The organism is Pseudomonas sp. NPDC087336 (genome assembly GCF_044744285.1).
Classification (GTDB): Bacteria; Pseudomonadota; Gammaproteobacteria; order Pseudomonadales; family Pseudomonadaceae; genus Aquipseudomonas.
This window is the reverse complement of sequence record NZ_JBIUYA010000007.1, coordinates 144,018-161,317: the sequence shown is the minus strand read 5'-3', so window position 1 is coordinate 161,317 and position 17,300 is coordinate 144,018. Positions and strand designations below refer to the sequence as shown.

17 protein-coding genes are annotated in these 17,300 nt (G+C 61.2%); 7 read left to right on the top strand and 10 right to left on the bottom strand.

Annotated elements, in window-relative coordinates:
* Positions 1-50 precede the first annotated feature (50 nt).
* Both ACIO0C_RS09385 and ACIO0C_RS09380 read right to left on the bottom strand, forming a co-directional pair.
* Complete coding sequence (locus ACIO0C_RS09385) at positions 51-1,361, bottom strand: ATP-binding protein (RefSeq protein WP_401310701.1); 1,311 nt, start codon at positions 1,359-1,361, stop codon at positions 51-53.
* A complete protein-coding gene (locus tag ACIO0C_RS09380; RefSeq protein WP_008063067.1) occupies positions 1,358-2,098 on the bottom strand; it encodes a response regulator in 741 nt (246 codons plus the stop codon). Before ACIO0C_RS09380 ends, ACIO0C_RS09385 begins: the two co-directional genes overlap by 4 nt.
* 294 nt (positions 2,099-2,392) lie before the next feature.
* Between ACIO0C_RS09380 and ACIO0C_RS09375 the strand changes: the two genes are divergently transcribed.
* From ACIO0C_RS09375 to ACIO0C_RS09365, 3 genes are all read left to right on the top strand, one after another.
* On the top strand, positions 2,393-2,656 hold the full coding sequence (locus ACIO0C_RS09375) for a DUF2790 domain-containing protein (protein WP_401310698.1): 264 nt from the start codon (positions 2,393-2,395) through the stop codon (positions 2,654-2,656).
* 49 nt (positions 2,657-2,705) lie between these two features.
* Positions 2,706-2,918 carry a hypothetical protein gene (locus ACIO0C_RS09370; protein ID WP_401310695.1) on the top strand — a complete coding sequence of 71 codons (213 nt, stop codon included), beginning with the start codon at positions 2,706-2,708 and terminating at the stop codon, positions 2,916-2,918.
* 156 nt (positions 2,919-3,074) lie between these two features.
* A complete protein-coding gene (locus ACIO0C_RS09365; protein ID WP_401310692.1) occupies positions 3,075-4,289 on the top strand; it encodes a cytochrome c biogenesis protein DipZ in 1,215 nt (404 codons plus the stop codon).
* Between the two features lie 9 nt (positions 4,290-4,298).
* Here the strand turns inward: ACIO0C_RS09365 and ACIO0C_RS09360 are convergent, their stop codons facing one another.
* Positions 4,299-5,291 carry an AraC family transcriptional regulator gene (locus ACIO0C_RS09360; RefSeq protein WP_401310689.1) on the bottom strand — a complete coding sequence of 331 codons (993 nt, stop codon included), beginning with the start codon at positions 5,289-5,291 and terminating at the stop codon, positions 4,299-4,301.
* 176 nt (positions 5,292-5,467) lie between these two features.
* On the opposite strand from ACIO0C_RS09360, the gene ACIO0C_RS09355 reads away from it, so the two are divergent.
* Positions 5,468-5,737, top strand: a complete 270-nt coding sequence (locus ACIO0C_RS09355) for a DUF4242 domain-containing protein (RefSeq protein WP_008063076.1) — start codon at positions 5,468-5,470, stop codon at positions 5,735-5,737.
* Positions 5,738-5,776: 39 nt separating this feature from the next.
* Positions 5,777-6,589 (top strand): class I SAM-dependent methyltransferase, encoded by an 813-nt coding sequence (locus tag ACIO0C_RS09350; RefSeq protein ID WP_401310685.1) that lies wholly within the window; start codon positions 5,777-5,779, stop codon positions 6,587-6,589.
* A gap of 113 nt (positions 6,590-6,702) precedes the next feature.
* On the opposite strand, the gene ACIO0C_RS09345 is transcribed toward ACIO0C_RS09350, so the two are convergent.
* The 3 genes from ACIO0C_RS09345 to pcsA form a co-directional block, all read right to left on the bottom strand.
* Positions 6,703-7,629, bottom strand: coding sequence for a universal stress protein (locus ACIO0C_RS09345; protein ID WP_401310682.1), 927 nt, complete (start codon positions 7,627-7,629; stop codon positions 6,703-6,705).
* Positions 7,630-7,780: 151 nt separating this feature from the next.
* Positions 7,781-8,167, bottom strand: coding sequence for a DUF488 domain-containing protein (locus ACIO0C_RS09340; protein WP_401310679.1), 387 nt, complete (start codon positions 8,165-8,167; stop codon positions 7,781-7,783).
* 4 nt (positions 8,168-8,171) lie between these two features.
* The gene (gene pcsA, locus ACIO0C_RS09335; protein ID WP_401310676.1) at positions 8,172-8,894 is read right to left on the bottom strand and encodes a phosphatidylcholine synthase; all 723 of its coding nucleotides are present in this window, start codon (positions 8,892-8,894) and stop codon (positions 8,172-8,174) included.
* 248 nt (positions 8,895-9,142) lie between these two features.
* On the opposite strand from pcsA, the gene ACIO0C_RS09330 reads away from it, so the two are divergent.
* A complete protein-coding gene (locus ACIO0C_RS09330) occupies positions 9,143-9,886 on the top strand; it encodes a tellurite resistance TerB family protein (protein ID WP_401310674.1) in 744 nt (247 codons plus the stop codon).
* Positions 9,887-9,910: 24 nt separating this feature from the next.
* Here the strand turns inward: ACIO0C_RS09330 and ACIO0C_RS09325 are convergent, their stop codons facing one another.
* A complete protein-coding gene (locus ACIO0C_RS09325) occupies positions 9,911-10,354 on the bottom strand; it encodes a cupin domain-containing protein (protein WP_401310672.1) in 444 nt (147 codons plus the stop codon).
* Between the two features lie 184 nt (positions 10,355-10,538).
* Here ACIO0C_RS09325 and ligD point away from each other — a divergent pair, with 184 nt between their 5' ends.
* A complete protein-coding gene (gene ligD, locus ACIO0C_RS09320; protein WP_401310669.1) occupies positions 10,539-13,139 on the top strand; it encodes a DNA ligase D in 2,601 nt (866 codons plus the stop codon).
* 164 nt (positions 13,140-13,303) lie between these two features.
* Here the strand turns inward: ligD and ACIO0C_RS09315 are convergent, their stop codons facing one another.
* From ACIO0C_RS09315 to ACIO0C_RS09305, 3 genes are all read right to left on the bottom strand, one after another.
* Complete coding sequence (locus ACIO0C_RS09315; RefSeq protein WP_401310666.1) at positions 13,304-13,978, bottom strand: DUF3313 domain-containing protein; 675 nt, start codon at positions 13,976-13,978, stop codon at positions 13,304-13,306.
* 45 nt (positions 13,979-14,023) lie between these two features.
* Positions 14,024-15,292, bottom strand: a complete 1,269-nt coding sequence (locus ACIO0C_RS09310; RefSeq protein ID WP_401310663.1) for an OmpP1/FadL family transporter — start codon at positions 15,290-15,292, stop codon at positions 14,024-14,026.
* A gap of 77 nt (positions 15,293-15,369) precedes the next feature.
* Entirely contained in the window at positions 15,370-16,983 is a 1,614-nt protein-coding gene (locus ACIO0C_RS09305) for an arylsulfatase (RefSeq protein ID WP_401310660.1), read from the bottom strand.
* Positions 16,984-17,300: the final 317 nt, after the last annotated feature.

The following is a 17,300-nucleotide window of genomic DNA, read 5'->3' as shown; positions in this document are numbered from 1 at the left end:
AGTCTGATGCTGATCGTTCCCACGCAGAGCGTGGGAGCGATCAGCCGGTGTCAGCCGCGCAACTTGAGCTCGGCACACAAGCCACCACCCTCGCGATTGCTCAAGGTCAACGATCCCCCGATCGCCGAGGCCAGCTGTTGCGCGATGGCCAACCCCAGGCCGGTGCCACCCGTGCTGCGGTTACGCGAGTTTTCCACGCGGTAGAACGGTTGCATGACCTGGGCCAGTTCCGCTTCGGCAATCCCCGGGCCGCGATCCATGACTTTCACCGAGACGCTGCCATCGGCTTTCTTCTCGACCAGCAACTCGGCGGTGCCGGCGAATTTCAGGGCGTTGTCCGTCAGGTTCACCAGCACTCGCCGCAAGGCGTGGGGGCGGGTGTCGATGACGGTGGCGCTTTTGCCGCTCAGCTGCACTTGCTTGCCCATGTCCTGGTAATCGAACACCAGGCTGTCGAGGAACGAGTCCAGGTCGGTGCGCCGACTTTCTTCCGTGGCGCCGTGGACGCTGCGGGCATACGCCACGCCTTCGCGCACCAGGTGTTCCATCTCGCACAAGTCGTTCCACAGTTTGTCTTTCTCCACCGAGTCGTCCATGAATTCGGCGCGCAGTTTCATCCGGGTAATTGGCGTTTGCAGGTCGTGGGAGATCGCCGCCAGCAGTTGCATGCGTTCCTTGAGGTAGGCGGCGATGCGAGCCTGCATGGCATTGAAGGCCTTGGCGGCGTGGGCCACTTCGGTCGGGCCTTTTTCGTCCAGCAGCACCGGGTGGGTGTTGGGGTCGAGGGTGTCCACGGCTTCGGCGAGGCGGGTGAGGGGGCGAATGGCGATCCGCACGGCCAGCCAGGTGCAGGCAATCATCAACGCTAATTGCCCGAGCAGCACGATGGGCAGCCAGGGCGACAGCGGCACCATCGAAGGCCGCACATCGATGGTCAACGGGCTGCCGTCCGACAGTTTGAGGTGCACCTGGAAGTGTTTCCCGGGCCCGGGAATATCGCTGAAGGTCATCGGATAGTCCTTGCCGATGGAATTCTTGATCGAGGCCATGGCAATCGGTGCCTCGGGCATGTCCGTGTCCATGGCGGTGCCGGGTGAACCCTCATTGAGCAAATAGCGGTAATTGCGTCGATCCAGTTGTTGCAGCCAGCTCGCACGCTCTTGCGCCGGCAGGCGGTCGAGGATGGCGATGGAGGTCGAGACGTCGGTTTCCAGGTTGCCGAGCATGGTATTTTTCGAGCTTTCATAGCGCTCGTAGTACTGCGCGCCGAAGGACAGCGCCTGGGCGAGGATCAGGCCGACCAGAAATATCAGCGACAGTCGCGAAGCCAGGGTGCGGGGCCAGCGCAGTGACAGGTTCATGCTGGCGCACCGACGATTTCCACCGGCAGGGAAAACACGTAGCCCTCGCTGCGCACGGTCTTGATGTAGGCCGGTTCGCGGGCGTCGTCCAGCAGGCGCTGGCGCAGGCGGCTGACCAACAGGTCGATGGATCGATCGAACAGGTCGGCGTCGCGGCCCTGGGTCAGGTTGAGCAACTGGTCGCGATTGAGCACTCGCTGCGGATGATCGAGGAACACCCGCAGCAACCGGTACTCGGCGCCGCTGAGGGCGACCATGGTGCCGTCGCCATCGAGCAGGTGCCGGGCGGAGGTGTCCAGGCGCCAACGACCGAAGGCCAGCAAGCGGCTGGACTCGGTCACCACCAGGTTCGGTGGCAGCATGCGCGTGCGGCGCAGTACGGCATTGATCCGTGCCAGCAGTTCACGGGCGGCGAAGGGCTTGACCAGGTAGTCGTCGGCGCCCATTTCCAGGCCGATGATGCGGTCGGTTTCGTCGTTGCGCGCGGTGAGCATCAAGACCGGGGTGGCCTTGTGTTTGCCGGCGCGCAGTTCGCGGCAGAGCATCAGGCCGTCGTCGCCCGGCATCATGATGTCCAGCACGATCAGGTCCACCGGCGTGGATTCGAGGAAGCTGCGCATCTGCCGGCCATCGGCCACGACTGTGGTGCGCAGGCCGTTTTTCTTCAGGTAGTTGCCCACCAGCTCGCGTATCTCGCGGTCATCGTCAACGATGAGAATGTGATCGACGTGCTCCATGGGGACTTGCCTCTGTCAGTGGGGGATGTCGCACAGTCTATCGAGCCTTGGCCCGCTCGCCCGCCGCCCTTTGTATTGCAGTGTATCTGGCCTGACGGCGGATACACATCGACGCAAAAACAGTCATTTTGCCGGGTTTTGTATCCCTGTGTATCCCCGCCCAGCCCAGATACTTGCCGATTTACACGCGCCGGTTCCCGACACATACGGGATACCTCGCAGGCTTCTAATAGGTTCCATCGAGGTAAACCCAAGCGCCTCTGCCAACAAACGATGAACCTTGAGGAAACCGCCATGAACACCAAAGCCATCTACGCCGCTTGCCTGTTTGCCGCCCTGAACATCTGCACCTTGTCGGCCCGCGCCGAAGCTGATGTTACCCCGATGAGCTACAGCTACGGCACGCACCTGGACATCAGGAAAGTGGTGTCGCTGAAACAGGATGCCTCGCCTTCCTGCGGCGTGGTGAATGCGCAGCTGACCTACCTGGACTCCCAGAGCAAGACTCAGATCCTGGACTACCGCAAATTTGCCGACAACTGCGGCTCGGATAACTGATTCCAGTCATCACCCTTAGCGCATTCCAATCCAGCCAGGAAAAAACATCATGAACAACGTCACCCGTTTTTTAACCGCCATCGCTTTTTCCGTTGCCGGGGCCGCGGCCCATGCCAACGCCGCTGTAGAACAGAACGCTTGCGGCAGCAGCACCTGCTTTCAGCTGACGCCGGTGGCTGAGAAGGGCGGCGATGCCTTCCTCGCCGAGAACGGCTCCAGCCGCACGCCGCAGGGCAAGTTGCTGGACAGCCAGACGGCCTGAAGCTTGAACACCACAAATCTCCTGTGGGAGCTGGCTTGCCAGCGATAGCGGTCAACAGGTCACACCCATGTTGAATGTGCCGCCGTCATCGCTGGCAAGCCAGCTCCCACAGGGGACGGATGTGGATTGCCACCCTCTATCTCCAAGGTGATTACCATGTTACTCATCGCTTTCCTGGGCGGCATATTGACCGTCCTCAGCCCCTGCATCCTGCCGGTCGTACCGTTCCTGTTCGCCGGTGCCGACCGTACGCGTTCATCGATCATGTTGACCCTCGGCGGCATGGTCCTGACGTTTGCCCTGATCTCCAGCCTGGCGGTGGTCAGCAGTGAATGGGTTATCCAGGCCAGCAACACCGGGCGCCATGTGGCACTGGGCGTGATGGTGCTGTTCGCCCTGTCGCTGATTTCCGCACGGGTCGGCGACTGGTTGGCGCGTCCGTTCGTGGCGCTGGGCAATCGCCTCGACCCCAACAGCCGCACACTGTCCGGCCCGCTGAGTTCGATCATGATTGGTGTCGCTACCGGCCTGCTCTGGGCGCCCTGCGCCGGGCCGATCCTCGGGGTGATTCTCACCAGCGCGATGCTGCAGGGCGCGAACGCCGGGACCAGTCTGTTACTGGTGGCCTACGGCCTGGGCAGCGCATTGTCCCTGGGCACCTTGATCTTCGCAGGTCGTGGCCTGGTCAATCGCCTGAAACCATCGATCCCGGTCACTGGCTGGTTGCGTCGTGGTGCCGGTGTGGCGGTGTTGGCCGGTGCGGCCGTCATTGCCACGGGAGCAGACGATGTGCTGCTGGCCAACACCTCGTCGCAAGGGGTCAGCAGCATCGAGAAAGGTGTGCTGGAAACCGTACCGAAAGTCGTCGATTACTTCGTCAGCAAGGTCAAGGCCGAGTCCATGGACAACGCCCAGGGCGCCATGCCCTCGCTGACCGGTGCGGTGGAGTGGATCAACTCGCCCGCGCTGACCAACCAATCGCTCAAGGGCAAAGTGGTGCTGGTGGACTTCTGGACCTTCGACTGCATCAACTGCAAGCACACCCTGCCGTACGTCAAGGACTGGGCGAAGAAGTACGAGAAGGATGGCCTGGTGGTGATCGGCGTGCACACCCCTGAGTACGGGTTCGAACGCATCATCGACAACGTCCGGGACAAGGTGAAGGAATACGGCATTACCTATCCGGTAGCGATCGACAACAACTATGCGATCTGGCGCAACTTCGACAACCAGTACTGGCCTGCCCACTACCTGATCGATGCCAAGGGGCAGGTGCGCTTCACCCACTTTGGTGAAGGTCGCTACGACGAACAGGAAAAGATGATCCGGCAGTTGTTGGAAGAGGCGAAGGCCCAGGCGCCAGCGGCCTGAACCTTAGGATCAATGGCTCGCAGGCCCAGGGCTGTGAGCCATTGATCGATTGCCCTGACTGCGCCGCCACGCCGCTGGCGGCGCTCCATACTCACGGCGAAAGGCCCGGCTGAACGCCGTGTCGGTCTGGTAACCCACCTCTTCGGCGATGCGCATCAACGAACTGTTACTGCTGCGTAACAGATTGGCCGCCAGCAACATGCGCCATTGCGTCAGGTACTGCATCGGCGCCACCCCCACCAGTTGCGCAAAGCGTTCGGCCAGGACTGATCTTGAGGTGCCGGCAGTGCGCGCCAGTTCATCCAGCGTCCAGGCGTGGCAGGGTTTCTTGTGCAAGGCGTTGAGGGCGGCGCCGACGATGCGGTCGCTCACGCCGGCCAGCCAACCGGTGCGGCCCTTGCCGTGTTCGTGCATGTACAGGCGCAGCACTTCGATGAACAGCACCTCGGCCAGTTTTGCCAGCACGCCTTCGCCGCCAGGCCTTGGCGATCGCGCTTCGGCCAAGGCATAACGCACCGAAGATTCCAGCCAGATGCCGGCGTTGGAGCCGCGCACATTGACCCTGACCACGGGCGGCAGTCCGGCCAGCAACATGCCAGCCAAACGTGTATCGCAGGCCAGGTAGCCACACACCAGGCGCGTCACCGCGCCGCCCCCGCCGTAACTCAATTGCCGCGGGCGTCGCGCCAATACTTCGTCGAGCCGCGCACCGCTGGCGGGCGTCAATCCCGGCTGGGAACTCATGCGATGGGCGTGGCCCTGGGGGAAAATCACCACGTCGCCGGGGTTGAGCAGCAGCGGCGGATCATCCCCCAGTTCGACGTAGCACTCGCCCTCGGTAATCAAGTGGAAGATCACCACCCGTTCCGCGCCCGGTTCCAGGAACGGTGCCGCGGTGTCGGCGCTCGGCGACTGATAGCACCAGGGCGCGGTGAACCTGGCGTTGATGAAAATCGCGCCGACCAGGCGGACGACGCGCAGGGTCTGTGACAGGGCGTCCATGGGCGTTTTCCCGTGCGGGGTTTCTGATTGTGAACGCGTCACGGCCCAAGGTGAATTCTCCGGACGATCGGGCAATGTTGGCCGACGATCGGGCAGGACGCCGATCAGCGTCAGAGAGATAGTTTGCACACGGGGCCACCGGGTCCTGTCATCAATAAGAATAAAGTGAGGTTGCCATGCCCAAGTTCGTCATTGAACGCGAGATTCCAGGCGCCGGAGCACTGTCAGAAAGGGATTTGAAAGCCGTCTCGCAAAAGTCCTGCAGGGTGTTGCGCGAGTTGCCAGAGGTGCAATGGCTGCAGAGTTATGTCACCGGCGACAAGCTGTATTGCGTGTACATCGCGCCAAACGAGGAGCTCATCAGGGAGCATGCCCGGCAGGGCGGTTTCCCGGCCAATCGGATTTCCCAGGTCATGAACATCATCGATCCCACCACGGCTGAGTGAGCCTGTGCCCGATGCTGTCCCAAACCAGAGATTGTCTCCATGAGTACACCCATTGATCTTTCTGCCCTGAAAACCCGTCAAATGGCCGCGTGGGCCAGTGGCGACTACGCCGTGATCGGCACCACCTTGCAGATCGTCGGCGAACAACTGGCCGAGGCCTGCGACCTGTTGTGCGATGAACAGGTGCTGGACGTTGCCGCCGGCAACGGTAACGCAACCCTGGCCGCCGCGCGTCGCGGTTGCAACGTGATCTCCACCGACTACGTCGCCGCACTGCTCGAACGTGGCGAAGACCGCGCTCGTGCGGAACGCCTGAACGTGACCTTCCAGGTGGCGGACGCCGAAGCGTTGCCTTTCGCCGATGCCAGTTTCGACGCCGTGCTTTCAACCTTCGGTGTGATGTTTGCGCCCGACCAGGCCAAGGCCGCCGCGGAGCTGGCGCGAGTGTGTCGCCCCGGTGGCCGGATCGGCCTGGCCAACTGGACCCCGGAAGGTTTCGTCGGCCAGATGTTCAAGACCCTGGGCCGGCACATGCCGCCACCGCCCGGCGCGCAACCGCCGTCGCAGTGGGGCACCGAAGCCTGGCTGCACAAGCACTTCGACGAGCGCGACTTCCTGGTGCAGGTGACTCGCCGGACCTTCAACTTCCGCTATCGCTCGGCCGAGCATTTCATCGACACCTTCCGCAGCTGGTACGGCCCGATCCACAAGGCCTTCGCGGCGCTGCCCCCCGACGGCGCCAAGGCCCTGGAAGACGACCTGACCGAACTGCTCAACCGCCTCAACAGGGCGGGGGAAAAGTCAATGGTGGTGCCCAGTGAGTACCTGGAAGTGGTGATCACCAGGCGTTGAGACCGGCCCTGTGGGAGCCGGCTTGCCGGCGAAGGCGTCCCTGAACATTGCGCTAGCCTTTCGGTCCCCTTCGCAGGCAAGCCTGGCTCCTACAGGTCCAATACATCGGGCAGCTATTCATCCAGCCGCTCGGTGTACACCACCCACACGCTGCAGGGCATTTTGTACAGCAGGTGCTCCACCGTACTGCCGATCAAGCGCCCCATGCCGCGATGGCCGAGACGGCCCATGACGATCACGTCGACGTCAAAGGCATCGGCGTAGCGGGTCAGGACCTTGGCCGGGTTGCCCATGATCATGTGCCGTTGCGCTTGGGCGATGCCATTGCGTTCGGCCAGTTCGTTGAAGGCGTCCAGCTGTGCGTCATATAGCGTCTTGTTGCGGGTCGAGGAAAAAAACGCCGAGCCGTTATCAAAGCCGAACTCGTCCGAACTGATGGACGAAAGGTCATAGGCGTAGACCACATCGAGTTCGGCATTGCAGGCAGTCGCCAGCTTCGTGGCCTCGTGCAGGATGCGGTCGTTGAAACTCTTGTAGTGATCATCACGATGGAAGGGGTCGACGGCGGCGACGACTTTGCGTGGCAGCGCGTTGACCGCGTGGCTGACGAAGTGTAACGGTACCGGACACTCACGCAGCAGATGTACGTCCAGCGGGGTGAAGATCAGTCGCGACAGCAACGACTGGTGTTCCAGCGCCTTGATCAGCACATCCATCGGCTGTTCCTTGAGGTGAATCAGGATTTCCTCCAGCGGGTTTTGCACCCACGTCACTTCCGTCGTAACGGTTACGCCGATTTTGCGCAGGGGCCGGGCCTGGTCTTCCAGCCACTGACGGTGGCGGTCTACATAACCCAGGCGCATCTGCTCCAGCGCCTTTTCATTGACCATGCCGGCCGTGGCCAGGCCTTCCAGATAGTCGAAGGCCACGATATGCAACGCCGCGCCCTCCGCCTTGGCCAGCGCGGCCGCCCGGTCGAAAGCAGGGCTGTGTTCCATCAGCGGCGAAGTCACCAGCATGAAGCGAGATTGACCAGACATGACAAACCTCCCGAGGGGTTGTGACGGCGGTTGTTTGGCTTGGCTTGAATCCTTGAGTATTGACCATGATGGGTGGGGGTGTAGCGGATCAAGTGAACAGACCTCTTGATCTGCGGATCGGGTACAGCCGTGAGAGTGGCGTGCGAGTTATCTAGACAACCTCCGCCCCCCGAGCCTCAAGCAACTCACGCAACACCGAGCGATGGCAGTGCGCTTCGTCCTCGCAATAACAGCCCACGGCCAGTGAGGTGTGATGCGAAAGGGCTGCGAGCAGATCGAGCAACTGGCTGGGGGCAGGTTGGTTCATTTCGGCCTTGAACTTGCGCCTGAACGCATTCCAGGCCTTGTCGTCTTCAGCCGCCTGGGCCTGGTGAACCAGCTCCGGGCTGGGCGAAAGCAGCGGCTGCCACACGTCGTAGAAATCCCGGCTGGCAAACTCGGCCTTCGGTACGCCACGGGGTGGACGGCGCACAGTGCCCAGGCGCAGGCCTTCGTCGGGTTTTCGCGGGGTGCCGAGGCGAACGATATGGACAGGCATGGCGTTACTTGAGCCGCGATTCGTCGAACCACTCAAGCGCGGTGCGCCACAAGCAGATCCCCAGGAAGTACGCCGACATCAGCAGCCAAAGCCCCATGACCATGGGATTGATCACCGGGTGGTTGATCACCAGCGACAGGCTGCACAGCAGCCAGATCGCCGTCACGGCAATGTTGATCGGCATGAAGCGGCGCACGCGAAACGGATGCAGGAATTTCATCCGGGTGAGGGTCAACAGGGCCAGGCCGATCACGGTGAGGAAGGTGATCCAGGGAGACGGCGCGATGATGTACAGGCACAGGGCAACCACGTTCCACGCGGCGGGGAAGCCCTGGAAATAGTTGTCCTTGCTTTTCATGTTGACGTTGCAGAAGCAGAACAGCGATGACACCAGGATCAGCGACACGGTCAGCAGCAGTGTGTAGTCCGGCAGCGGGATGTAGCGATAGATGAACAATGCCGGGATGAACACATATGTCAGGTAGTCGATCACCAGGTCGAGAATCGAACCGTCGAAACTCGGCAGTACCGACTGCACATTGACCTTGCGCGCCAGTGCGCCGTCCAGGCCATCGACGATCAGGGCCACGCCCAGCCACAGCAGGCAACTGGTCGGCTGGTTATCGAGCAGGGCGAGGGTCGCGAGGAAGGCGGTGACCACGCCGGTGGCGGTAAAACCATGGGCACCCCATGCTTTGAGCCTGGCGATGTGTAGGGTCGATATCACAGGGGCGCTCTCCAGAAAGTGAAGCAAGCCAGTCAACGCCCTCATCTGGCGGGCGGCGGCAAACCGGGTGGGGTTGCAGGTATCGACCGGGTATCCGGGAATAAGGTTCACCACCTGTGAATCTTAGCTGCGCCATAAAAAAATACCTTGGATAAATCGGCGGTGTGTCAGCCAAACGGTGGTAGCACATTCATTCGCGAGGGCTATCGTTGTCTGACTGAATCACTCCCATCGATGAGGATGTCGTCATGAACACCAGCGATCTGCTCGAACAATTACTGCGGGCCGGCCAGGGCTCGATGGCGCAACGGGGCGGCGGTGGGGCGTCGGCTCAAGGTGGCCCGGGTGACCTGGGCGGACTGCTTGGCGGCCTGTTGGGTGGTGGTAACGCAAGCGGTGCCGGGGCAGGCGGCATGGGCGGCTTGGGCGGGCTGCTCGGCGGCTTGCTCGGCGGGGGTTCGCCTATGGGGGGTGCAGCGCAATCGCGATCTGCTGGTGGTACCAATTATGCAGCGCTGGCTTCGCTGGGGATGATGGCGTTCCAGGCCTATCAGGCCTGGCAACGCAGCCAGGCCGCGCAACAGCAACAGGCGCCGCAACAGGTGATGCGTACGGTGGATATGCTGGCCGGGCCGCAAGTCGAGGAACACAGCCATGCGATCCTGCGTGCATTGATAGCGGCAGGCAAGGCCGATGGCCGGTTCGACGAAACCGAGAAGCAGATGATCAATGCCGAAATCGCCCGTCATACCGACGATCCGCAGTTGCAGCAGTGGCTTGATGAGGAAGTCGCCAAACCGCTTGACCCTGCCGAGGTGGCACAGTCGGCAACTGACTCCGGTATGGCCGCCGAGATGTACCTGGCCAGCGTGATGCTGGTGGATGATCAACAGGATGCCGAGCGCAGTTATCTGGATGAACTGGCAGCGGCGCTGGGCATCGAGGCGGATTTGCAGGTGCATCTGGAACAGCAGGCCCGGGGTACCGCCTGACGCAAAGCACCGTTGTAGGGCGGATCAAGAAGTCGATGGTTCGGGCACCAGGAACGTCACGCCAAAGCGCTCGGCCACCTCGAATATCCGCGGCAGATCCTCGGGTACCTTGAACTGATCCATTGCCGTAAAAAACTGCCCGCCCCGGGGATCGGAGACCACGCCGATCATCTTTGCGGTGGGACTGACGTTCTTGTAGGCATGGATCGCCCCGGCAGGAATGTGCACATAGCCCCCGGCCGAGACGGTGGTGGATGAGCCTTCGACGGTCACTTCGACCTGACCATCCACCACGTAGAACGCTTCGTCCCATGGATGAAAGTGCGGGGGCGGGCCGCCACCTTGCACGCCTTCCTGGATATGCATTTCAAAGGGTTTGCTCAGATCGCCGCCAGCCAGGACGGTGATCGTTTCGCCCACGACATTGACCGATGCCGGTGGGGTCTGGAGGACGTGAACCGCGCGCATGATTGCTCTCCGCAGATGAGGCAGCACCCGCCGATTGTAGGCTCTTGAACGCTCGCCGACAGCTGGGGCGCGGGGCCGTCTGTCCGGGCAATTTCGATGGCGATGGAATTTTTCTCGTGCTGACTTGCTCTGCTGTGAGAGGGAAGTGCTGATTCAGCGCCCTGCAGCGACCCGCGGGTGAGCCATGAACAAGAACCTCGATGACTACAACCGCATGCGCGATTTTTCGGCGACTTCGGAACCGGTCGCCGTCAAGCCAACGGGCAGAAAAAACACCAGGGATCATGCCTTGCAGTTCTGCATCCAGAAGCACGATGCCTCGCGCCTGCATTACGATTTCCGCCTGGAACTCGATGGTGCACTCAAGAGCTGGGCGGTGCCCAAGGGACCGTCGCTGGACCCCAAGGTCAAGCGCCTGGCGGTGCATGTCGAAGACCATCCCCTGGATTACGCCACCTTTGAAGGCAGCATCCCCGAAGGTCACTACGGTGCGGGCGATGTCATCGTCTGGGACCGCGGCGTGTGGGTTCCCCAGGAGGATCCGGCCAAGGCCTATGCCAAGGGCCGGCTCAAGTTCGAACTGCAAGGCGAGAAGCTCGCCGGGCTGTGGAACCTGGTGCGCACGCACATGCCGGGCAAGCAGGAGCAGTGGTTCCTGATCAAGCACCAGGACGGCGCCGCCCGGCCGGAAAGTGAGTACGACGTGGTCGCCGCCGAGCCCGATAGCGTGCTCAGCGAGCGGACCATCATTGCCAAATCACCCAAGGCGGCCAAACCCAAGCCCCTCAAGCAGCCCGCTGCGCCAAAGCATAAAGAGCCGCGCAAGGAAAAATCCGCGCCACTCACCGGTGCACACAAGGCCAAACTGCCGGACCAGATCAAACCGGAACTGGCGACGCTGGTGGAAAAGGCCCCGGGCGGCCAGTGGAGTTATGAGGTCAAGTTCGACGGCTACCGGATCATGGCGCGCGTCGACCACGACGAGGTCAAGCTTTTCACCCGCAACGGCCACGACTGGACCCATAAGCTGCCCGGCCAGGCCAAGGCGCTGGCCGGCCTGGGCCTGGAGTCGGCCTGGCTCGACGGCGAAATGGTGGTGGCCGACGAGCAGGGCGTGCCGGACTTCCAGGCCTTGCAGAACGCCTTTGAGGCCGGGCGCAGCGGCAATATTCTCTACTACCTGTTCGATATGCCCTACCTTAATGGCGTGGACCTGCGCGAGGTGCCCGTCGAGGAACGCCGGGCTGCGCTAGCGACGGTGCTCAAAACCAGCAAGGACCCGCTGCTGCGCTTCTCCGAAGCCTTCGGGGAAGACCCGGAGGCCTTGCTCAACAGCGCCTGCCAAATGCAGATGGAAGGCCTGATCGGCAAACGCCTGGGTTCGCCCTATGTCTCCCGGCGTAGCAATGACTGGATCAAACTCAAGTGCAAGCATCGACAGGAATTCGTCATCGTCGGCTTCACCGACCCCAAAGGCTCACGCAATGCCTTCGGTGCGTTGCTTCTGGGGCTGCATGACCGTGACAGCGGTGAGCTGCGCTATGCAGGCAAGGTCGGCACCGGGTTTACCGAGGCGACTCTCAACAGCATTCATGCACAACTCAAACCCTTGCAGACGAAGAAGCCCGCGGTGGTCAACCCGCCCGGCGGTGCCGAGTTCAACGCTGTGCATTGGCTCAAACCCAGCCTGCTGGCGGAAGTGGCCTTTGCCGAAATGACCAAGGACGGTTCGGTGCGCCATGCGGTGTTCCATGGCCTGCGTGACGACAAACCTGCCAAAGACATTACCGAGGAGCGTGCGACTGCCGTGAAAACTGCCTGCGCGAAAAAAACCGCCGCCGCCAAACCTTCCGCCGCGAAGAAGAAAACCGAACCTGCGCCGTCCCAGATCGGCCTTGACCAGGGCAAGGTGCGCATCACCCACCCGGACCGGGTGATCGATGCCAGCAGTGGCGCGACCAAAGTGCAACTGGCGGAGTATTACGCCAGCGTCGCGCAGTGGATTCTGCCGCAGCTCAAGGACCGCCCCGTGGCGCTGGTACGTGCGCCGGATGGCATCGCCGGCGAACTGTTTTTCCAGAAAAACGCCGAGCGCCTGGCCATCCCCGGCATCACCATCCTCGACCAGAAACTCACGGGCCAGCCGATGATGGTCATCAACAACGCCGAAGCCTTGATCGGCGCCGTGCAGATGAGCACCGTCGAGCTGCACACCTGGAACGCCACTTCGGACAACCTCGACAAACCCGATCGCTTCGTCCTCGACCTCGACCCGGACCCGGCACTGCCGTGGAAACGCATGGTCGAGGCCACCCAGTTGACCCTGACGGTGCTCGATGAGCTGGGGCTCAAAGCGTTCCTCAAGACCAGCGGCGGCAAGGGCATTCACCTGGTGGTGCCACTGACCCGCAAGCTCGGCTGGGATGAGGTCAAGGACTTCAGCCATGCCATTGTCAGCCACATGGCCAAGATGCTGCCGGAGCGTTTTTCCGCAGTATCAGGGCCGAAGAATCGGGTGGGGCGGATCTTCATCGATTACCTGCGCAACGGGCTGGGCGCGACCACCATCTGCGCCTACGCCGCGCGTACCCGCGAAGGATTGCCGGTGTCGGTGCCGATCTACCGTGAGGAGATTGCCGAGCTCAAGGGTGGCAACCAGTGGAACATCCACACGGTTCACGAGCGCCTGGCCGAAGTGGGTGACGGACCCTGGGCGGACATGAAGAAAACCCGGCAGACGATTACGGCGCAGATGCGGCGGCGGGTGGGGATGAAAAAGGCTTGATACAGAACGGATTATGCGGTGCAACAGGTACACCACGGTGTCGTGTTCCCTTGTAGGAGCGAGGCTTGCCCGCGAAGAACGATGACGCGGTGCAACAGGTACACCGCGGCGCCCGGTTCGCCGGCAAGTCTGGCTCCTACAAAAGAACCACACCAGCAGTCGTGTTACTTGATGAATGCCTGGAAGTCAGTACCCAGCTTGTCGATCGCCGCCTTGAAGTCTTGCGCGGTGATTTTCTGGCTTTCGTTTGAAAGCTGCTTGCCGAATACCTTGCGCACGACCTTGGCCACGGTCTGGTTGCTTTTCGCGTCGATGAACTCCGCTTCGATAAACAGTTCGGTGTCTTGGTCCCTGTGCCCGGTGGCGGCCTGGGTCGCGCCGACGACGGCAGCGATGGGCACCACTTCATACCACTTCATGCCTTCGTTGGAGGCGCTCACGCCCGTGATGGCGGCACGCATGACCAAGACTTTCGAACCGGCCGGCGCTGCGCTCGGGCTGGAGACCACCTGGTACTTCTGGCCGAGGGTGGCTTTGGCCTTGTTGGTCATGTAGTTCTGAATGTCATTGAGCGTCTGCTGGTTGACCCGCTCATTGGGCTTGGGCGCCGGATACAGTTCCAGTCGGTTGAACGCGACCGTGTCATAGGCATTGGCGTTCCACGACGGACTCACCCAACGCATCGCCGTGCCACCGCTGGGAGTGGTCACTTCCTGCAGGTTGTTGTAGTTGGACAGGTAGCCAGAATACTGCTCCTTCTCGGTGACTTTCGACGTACAACCGCCGAGCAAGAGCCCGGCCAGGGCCGTGCCGACGAGCAATTTACGGGTCAGGTTCATAGTGCTGTGTGCTCCTTGGATAAAGTCGTTTTTTTTTGATAATAATCAGAAACGCCAAGTCATGTTTGCGGCAATGGCTGAAATCCAGGCATCGTCGAACTGCCCGGACGTTCGATCGCCCGACGTTGACTTGGTCTGGTCCACTGACATATCACCCAGATAGACCAGGGCCCAACTGACGTTGACATCGGTATCCTTGTTCACAGCATAGGTGGCTCCTGTGGCAATGCGCCAGGATTCTGCCATTGGTACGGTAAATGTGCGATCGCTGTCGGAAACGGCACTGCTGTCGTAAGCCACGCCAACGTTCCACAGCAGTTGCGGCGTTGCCTGGTACTGCGCACCGAGCGCCAGTTGCCAAGTGTCTTTGTAGTTGGCGTCGATTGTAGTTGAGCGAGCATCGATTGCCGTGGTGTCGACCTGTACGCCGACCTCTCCGAACTCCGACCAGTCCTGCCAGTTGACCGAGGCGAGCAGGGCCCACTGCCGATCCAATTGCTGGAACAGGCTCAAGGTGACGGTTTGTGGCACCGTCAAATCGAGCTGGGTGTTCAGGCCATTGAGCCTGTCCAATGCTGGCCCATTACCTTTGACGTCGAGCCCGTCTTCAAAGTCCAGGTCGACCTTGCTGGTGTAGGTCAGGCCAATGCGCGTACCGGCTTGTGGGGCGTAGATCACCCCGACGTTCGCGCCAAAACCCCAGTCCTCGTCCTTGTACTTGAACTGCCCATCGCCGCGGTCGGTGAAACCGAAAGGTGAGCGGTCGATGGCGGTCTGGGCTTGCAGCACTCCGTACATGGCTTTGACGCCGACCCCCACCGACCATTGCTCGTTGAAGCGGTAAGACACACTCGGCACAAAAGACAAACCGCCGAGGCTGGCGTTCTGTGAGAAGTAGCGGCCGGACCAATCGTTGTCGTAATTCACCGCCAGCCCAAAGTCGGCGTACTGGCCGAAGCCGATGCTCCAGTGGTCGTCCAGCTCATGGGTGATGAAGAAACTGCCGCCGGGAATCGGATCGAGGGCGTTGCCGCTGCCACTGCCCGGGACATTGGTGTCGCCGTCGCGATTGAACTCGAGGTTGCCATAGAGCACTTGCAGGCCACCGGTGATCTGCGTACCCGGCAGATAGCTCATGCCCGCCGGGTTACTGGCGATGGTGGAAGGGCCCTGGGCCCGGGCGGCGGCACCGGCGTTGGCGAGGCCGGCGTTATCGGTGCCGATTTCATAGAGCATGATGCCGCCGGCCTGGGCTTGCTGGCAGCACAGCGCAAGCAGGGTGAAGGCGGGCAGGGCGGAGGTTTTTATCTGCATATCAATCCCCTACTGCGTCAACAAACGTTCGTCACGGATGCGGGTGGCCAGTGTTGGCCACCCGAGCACTCGACTGTTTACTTGGCCATTTCCGCTCTTGCCGCGGCGATCTTGGCTTTCACCGAATCAAGGTTGAAGCTCGCGCCTTTTTGCATCGGCGGGAACTCAATCGCGGTTTCAGCCAGTTTAGCTACCTGTTGCTGGACGAAAACGAAGCGCCAGAATTGGTATTTGAACCAGTCGAAGTACTGCTGCGAACCTTGAGCCGCCTGATTTTCCGGCCAGCCCATACGTTCGAAGGGATCGAGGCGCAGGTTGGTCAGGATCGGTACGTCGACCGCCACCTTGGCGCCCATCCAGCCGCCCGGTTGATCTATAAAACGATATTTGTAGTCGCCGATTCGCACCGCGCCCAGCGCACTTTCGCCAAAGTAGAAGATTTCGTTACGGGTCGAAGGTCCTTTGCCGGTGATCATCGGCGTCTGGTCATAGCCGTCCAGGTGCACCTTGTAGGTGCGGTCACCCAGTTGCTTGCCTTTGAGCAGTTCCTGGGTAATGTTCGGGTTGCCGGCCGCCGCGACCAGGGTCGGGAACCAGTCCATGCCGGACATGATGCCGTTGGCAATCTGATTGGCTGGCACCTTGCCTGGCCAGCGAATGATCGCCGGCACCCGGAATCCACCTTCCATGACGGTGCCTTTGCCCATGGCAAACGGCGTGGTGCCGCCATCGGGCCAGGTGAAGTTTTCCGCGCCATTGTCAGTGGTGAAGATGACGATGGTATTGCCGTCCATGCCGTCTTTTTTCAGCTTGGCCATGACGTCTCCGACGATGTCGTCGAGCTGCGCCATGCCGGCTTCCTGTTCCGACCAGCCGTTCTGCGAGTTGCGCATGGCTTCGTATTTGTCCGAGAGGTGCGTGACGATGTGCATGCGGGTCGGGTTGAGCCAGAGGAAGAACGGTTTGTTGTCGGTCTTGGCCTTGTCGATGAAGGTGAAGGCCTTGTCGCGTATCTCGTCGTCGACGGTTTTCATCCGTTGCGGATAGAGCGTGCCGGCGTCTTCGATCTTCTGTTTGCCGACCTTGCCCCAGCGTGGCATGACCGTGGTGTCATCGGTGGTGGTGGCCCAACTGTGGACCATGTTGCGCGGGCCAACGGTGGCGAGCAGCTCCTGCGGATAGTTGGGGTGCGCCGGATCTTCCATGGCGTCGAGGTGGTAGAGGTAGCCGAAGAATTCGTCGAAACCATGAACGGTGGGCAGGAATTCGTTGAGGTCGCCCAAGTGATTTTTGCCGAACTGGCCGGTGGAATAACCCATGGCCTTGAGGGCGGTGGCGATGGTCACGGCTTCGACGGGAATTCCGACTGGCGACCCGGCCTGGCCCACAGTCGTCATACCGGTCCGGATCGGCAATTCACCGGTAATGAAATTGGCGCGCCCGGCGGTGCAACTGGCCTCGGCGTAATAGTCGGTAAAACGCATGCCTTCATTGGCGAGCTGGTCGAGGTTGGGTGTACGACCGGCCATCATCCCCTGGTTGTAGACACCGATGTTGGACCAGCCGATATCGTCGCCCATGATCACCACGATGTTGGGGGGCGGGTCGGCGGCGATGACCATGCTGGGGAGCAATGTTGCAGACAACAGTAACGGGATAGCAAAAACAGAAGAGAACTTTGTCCGGATCATGTCGAGCTCCTGTGCACTGGTATTAGTACGCTGAGACGAACCCCCGAGCGCCGTTGGAAATTGGATCCCCCGCGAAAGAGCGTAGGTTTGAATCGCTAAATATCCAGTAATTAATCCTGGGCAAAAGCCTGTTGTATCAAGGGAGTTACAGCATTCAGATAATCAGTGCATCTCATCAAGAAGTTGCGCCAAACCCCCTGTAGGAACTAGCGCAGCCTGCGATCTTTCGATCTTTCAGAAAGGGGAGTTCAGGCCCAACGTCTGCCGACGTCGCCTTCGTTGAAGATCTGTGTAACATGCGCGGGGCTTAGGCGGCG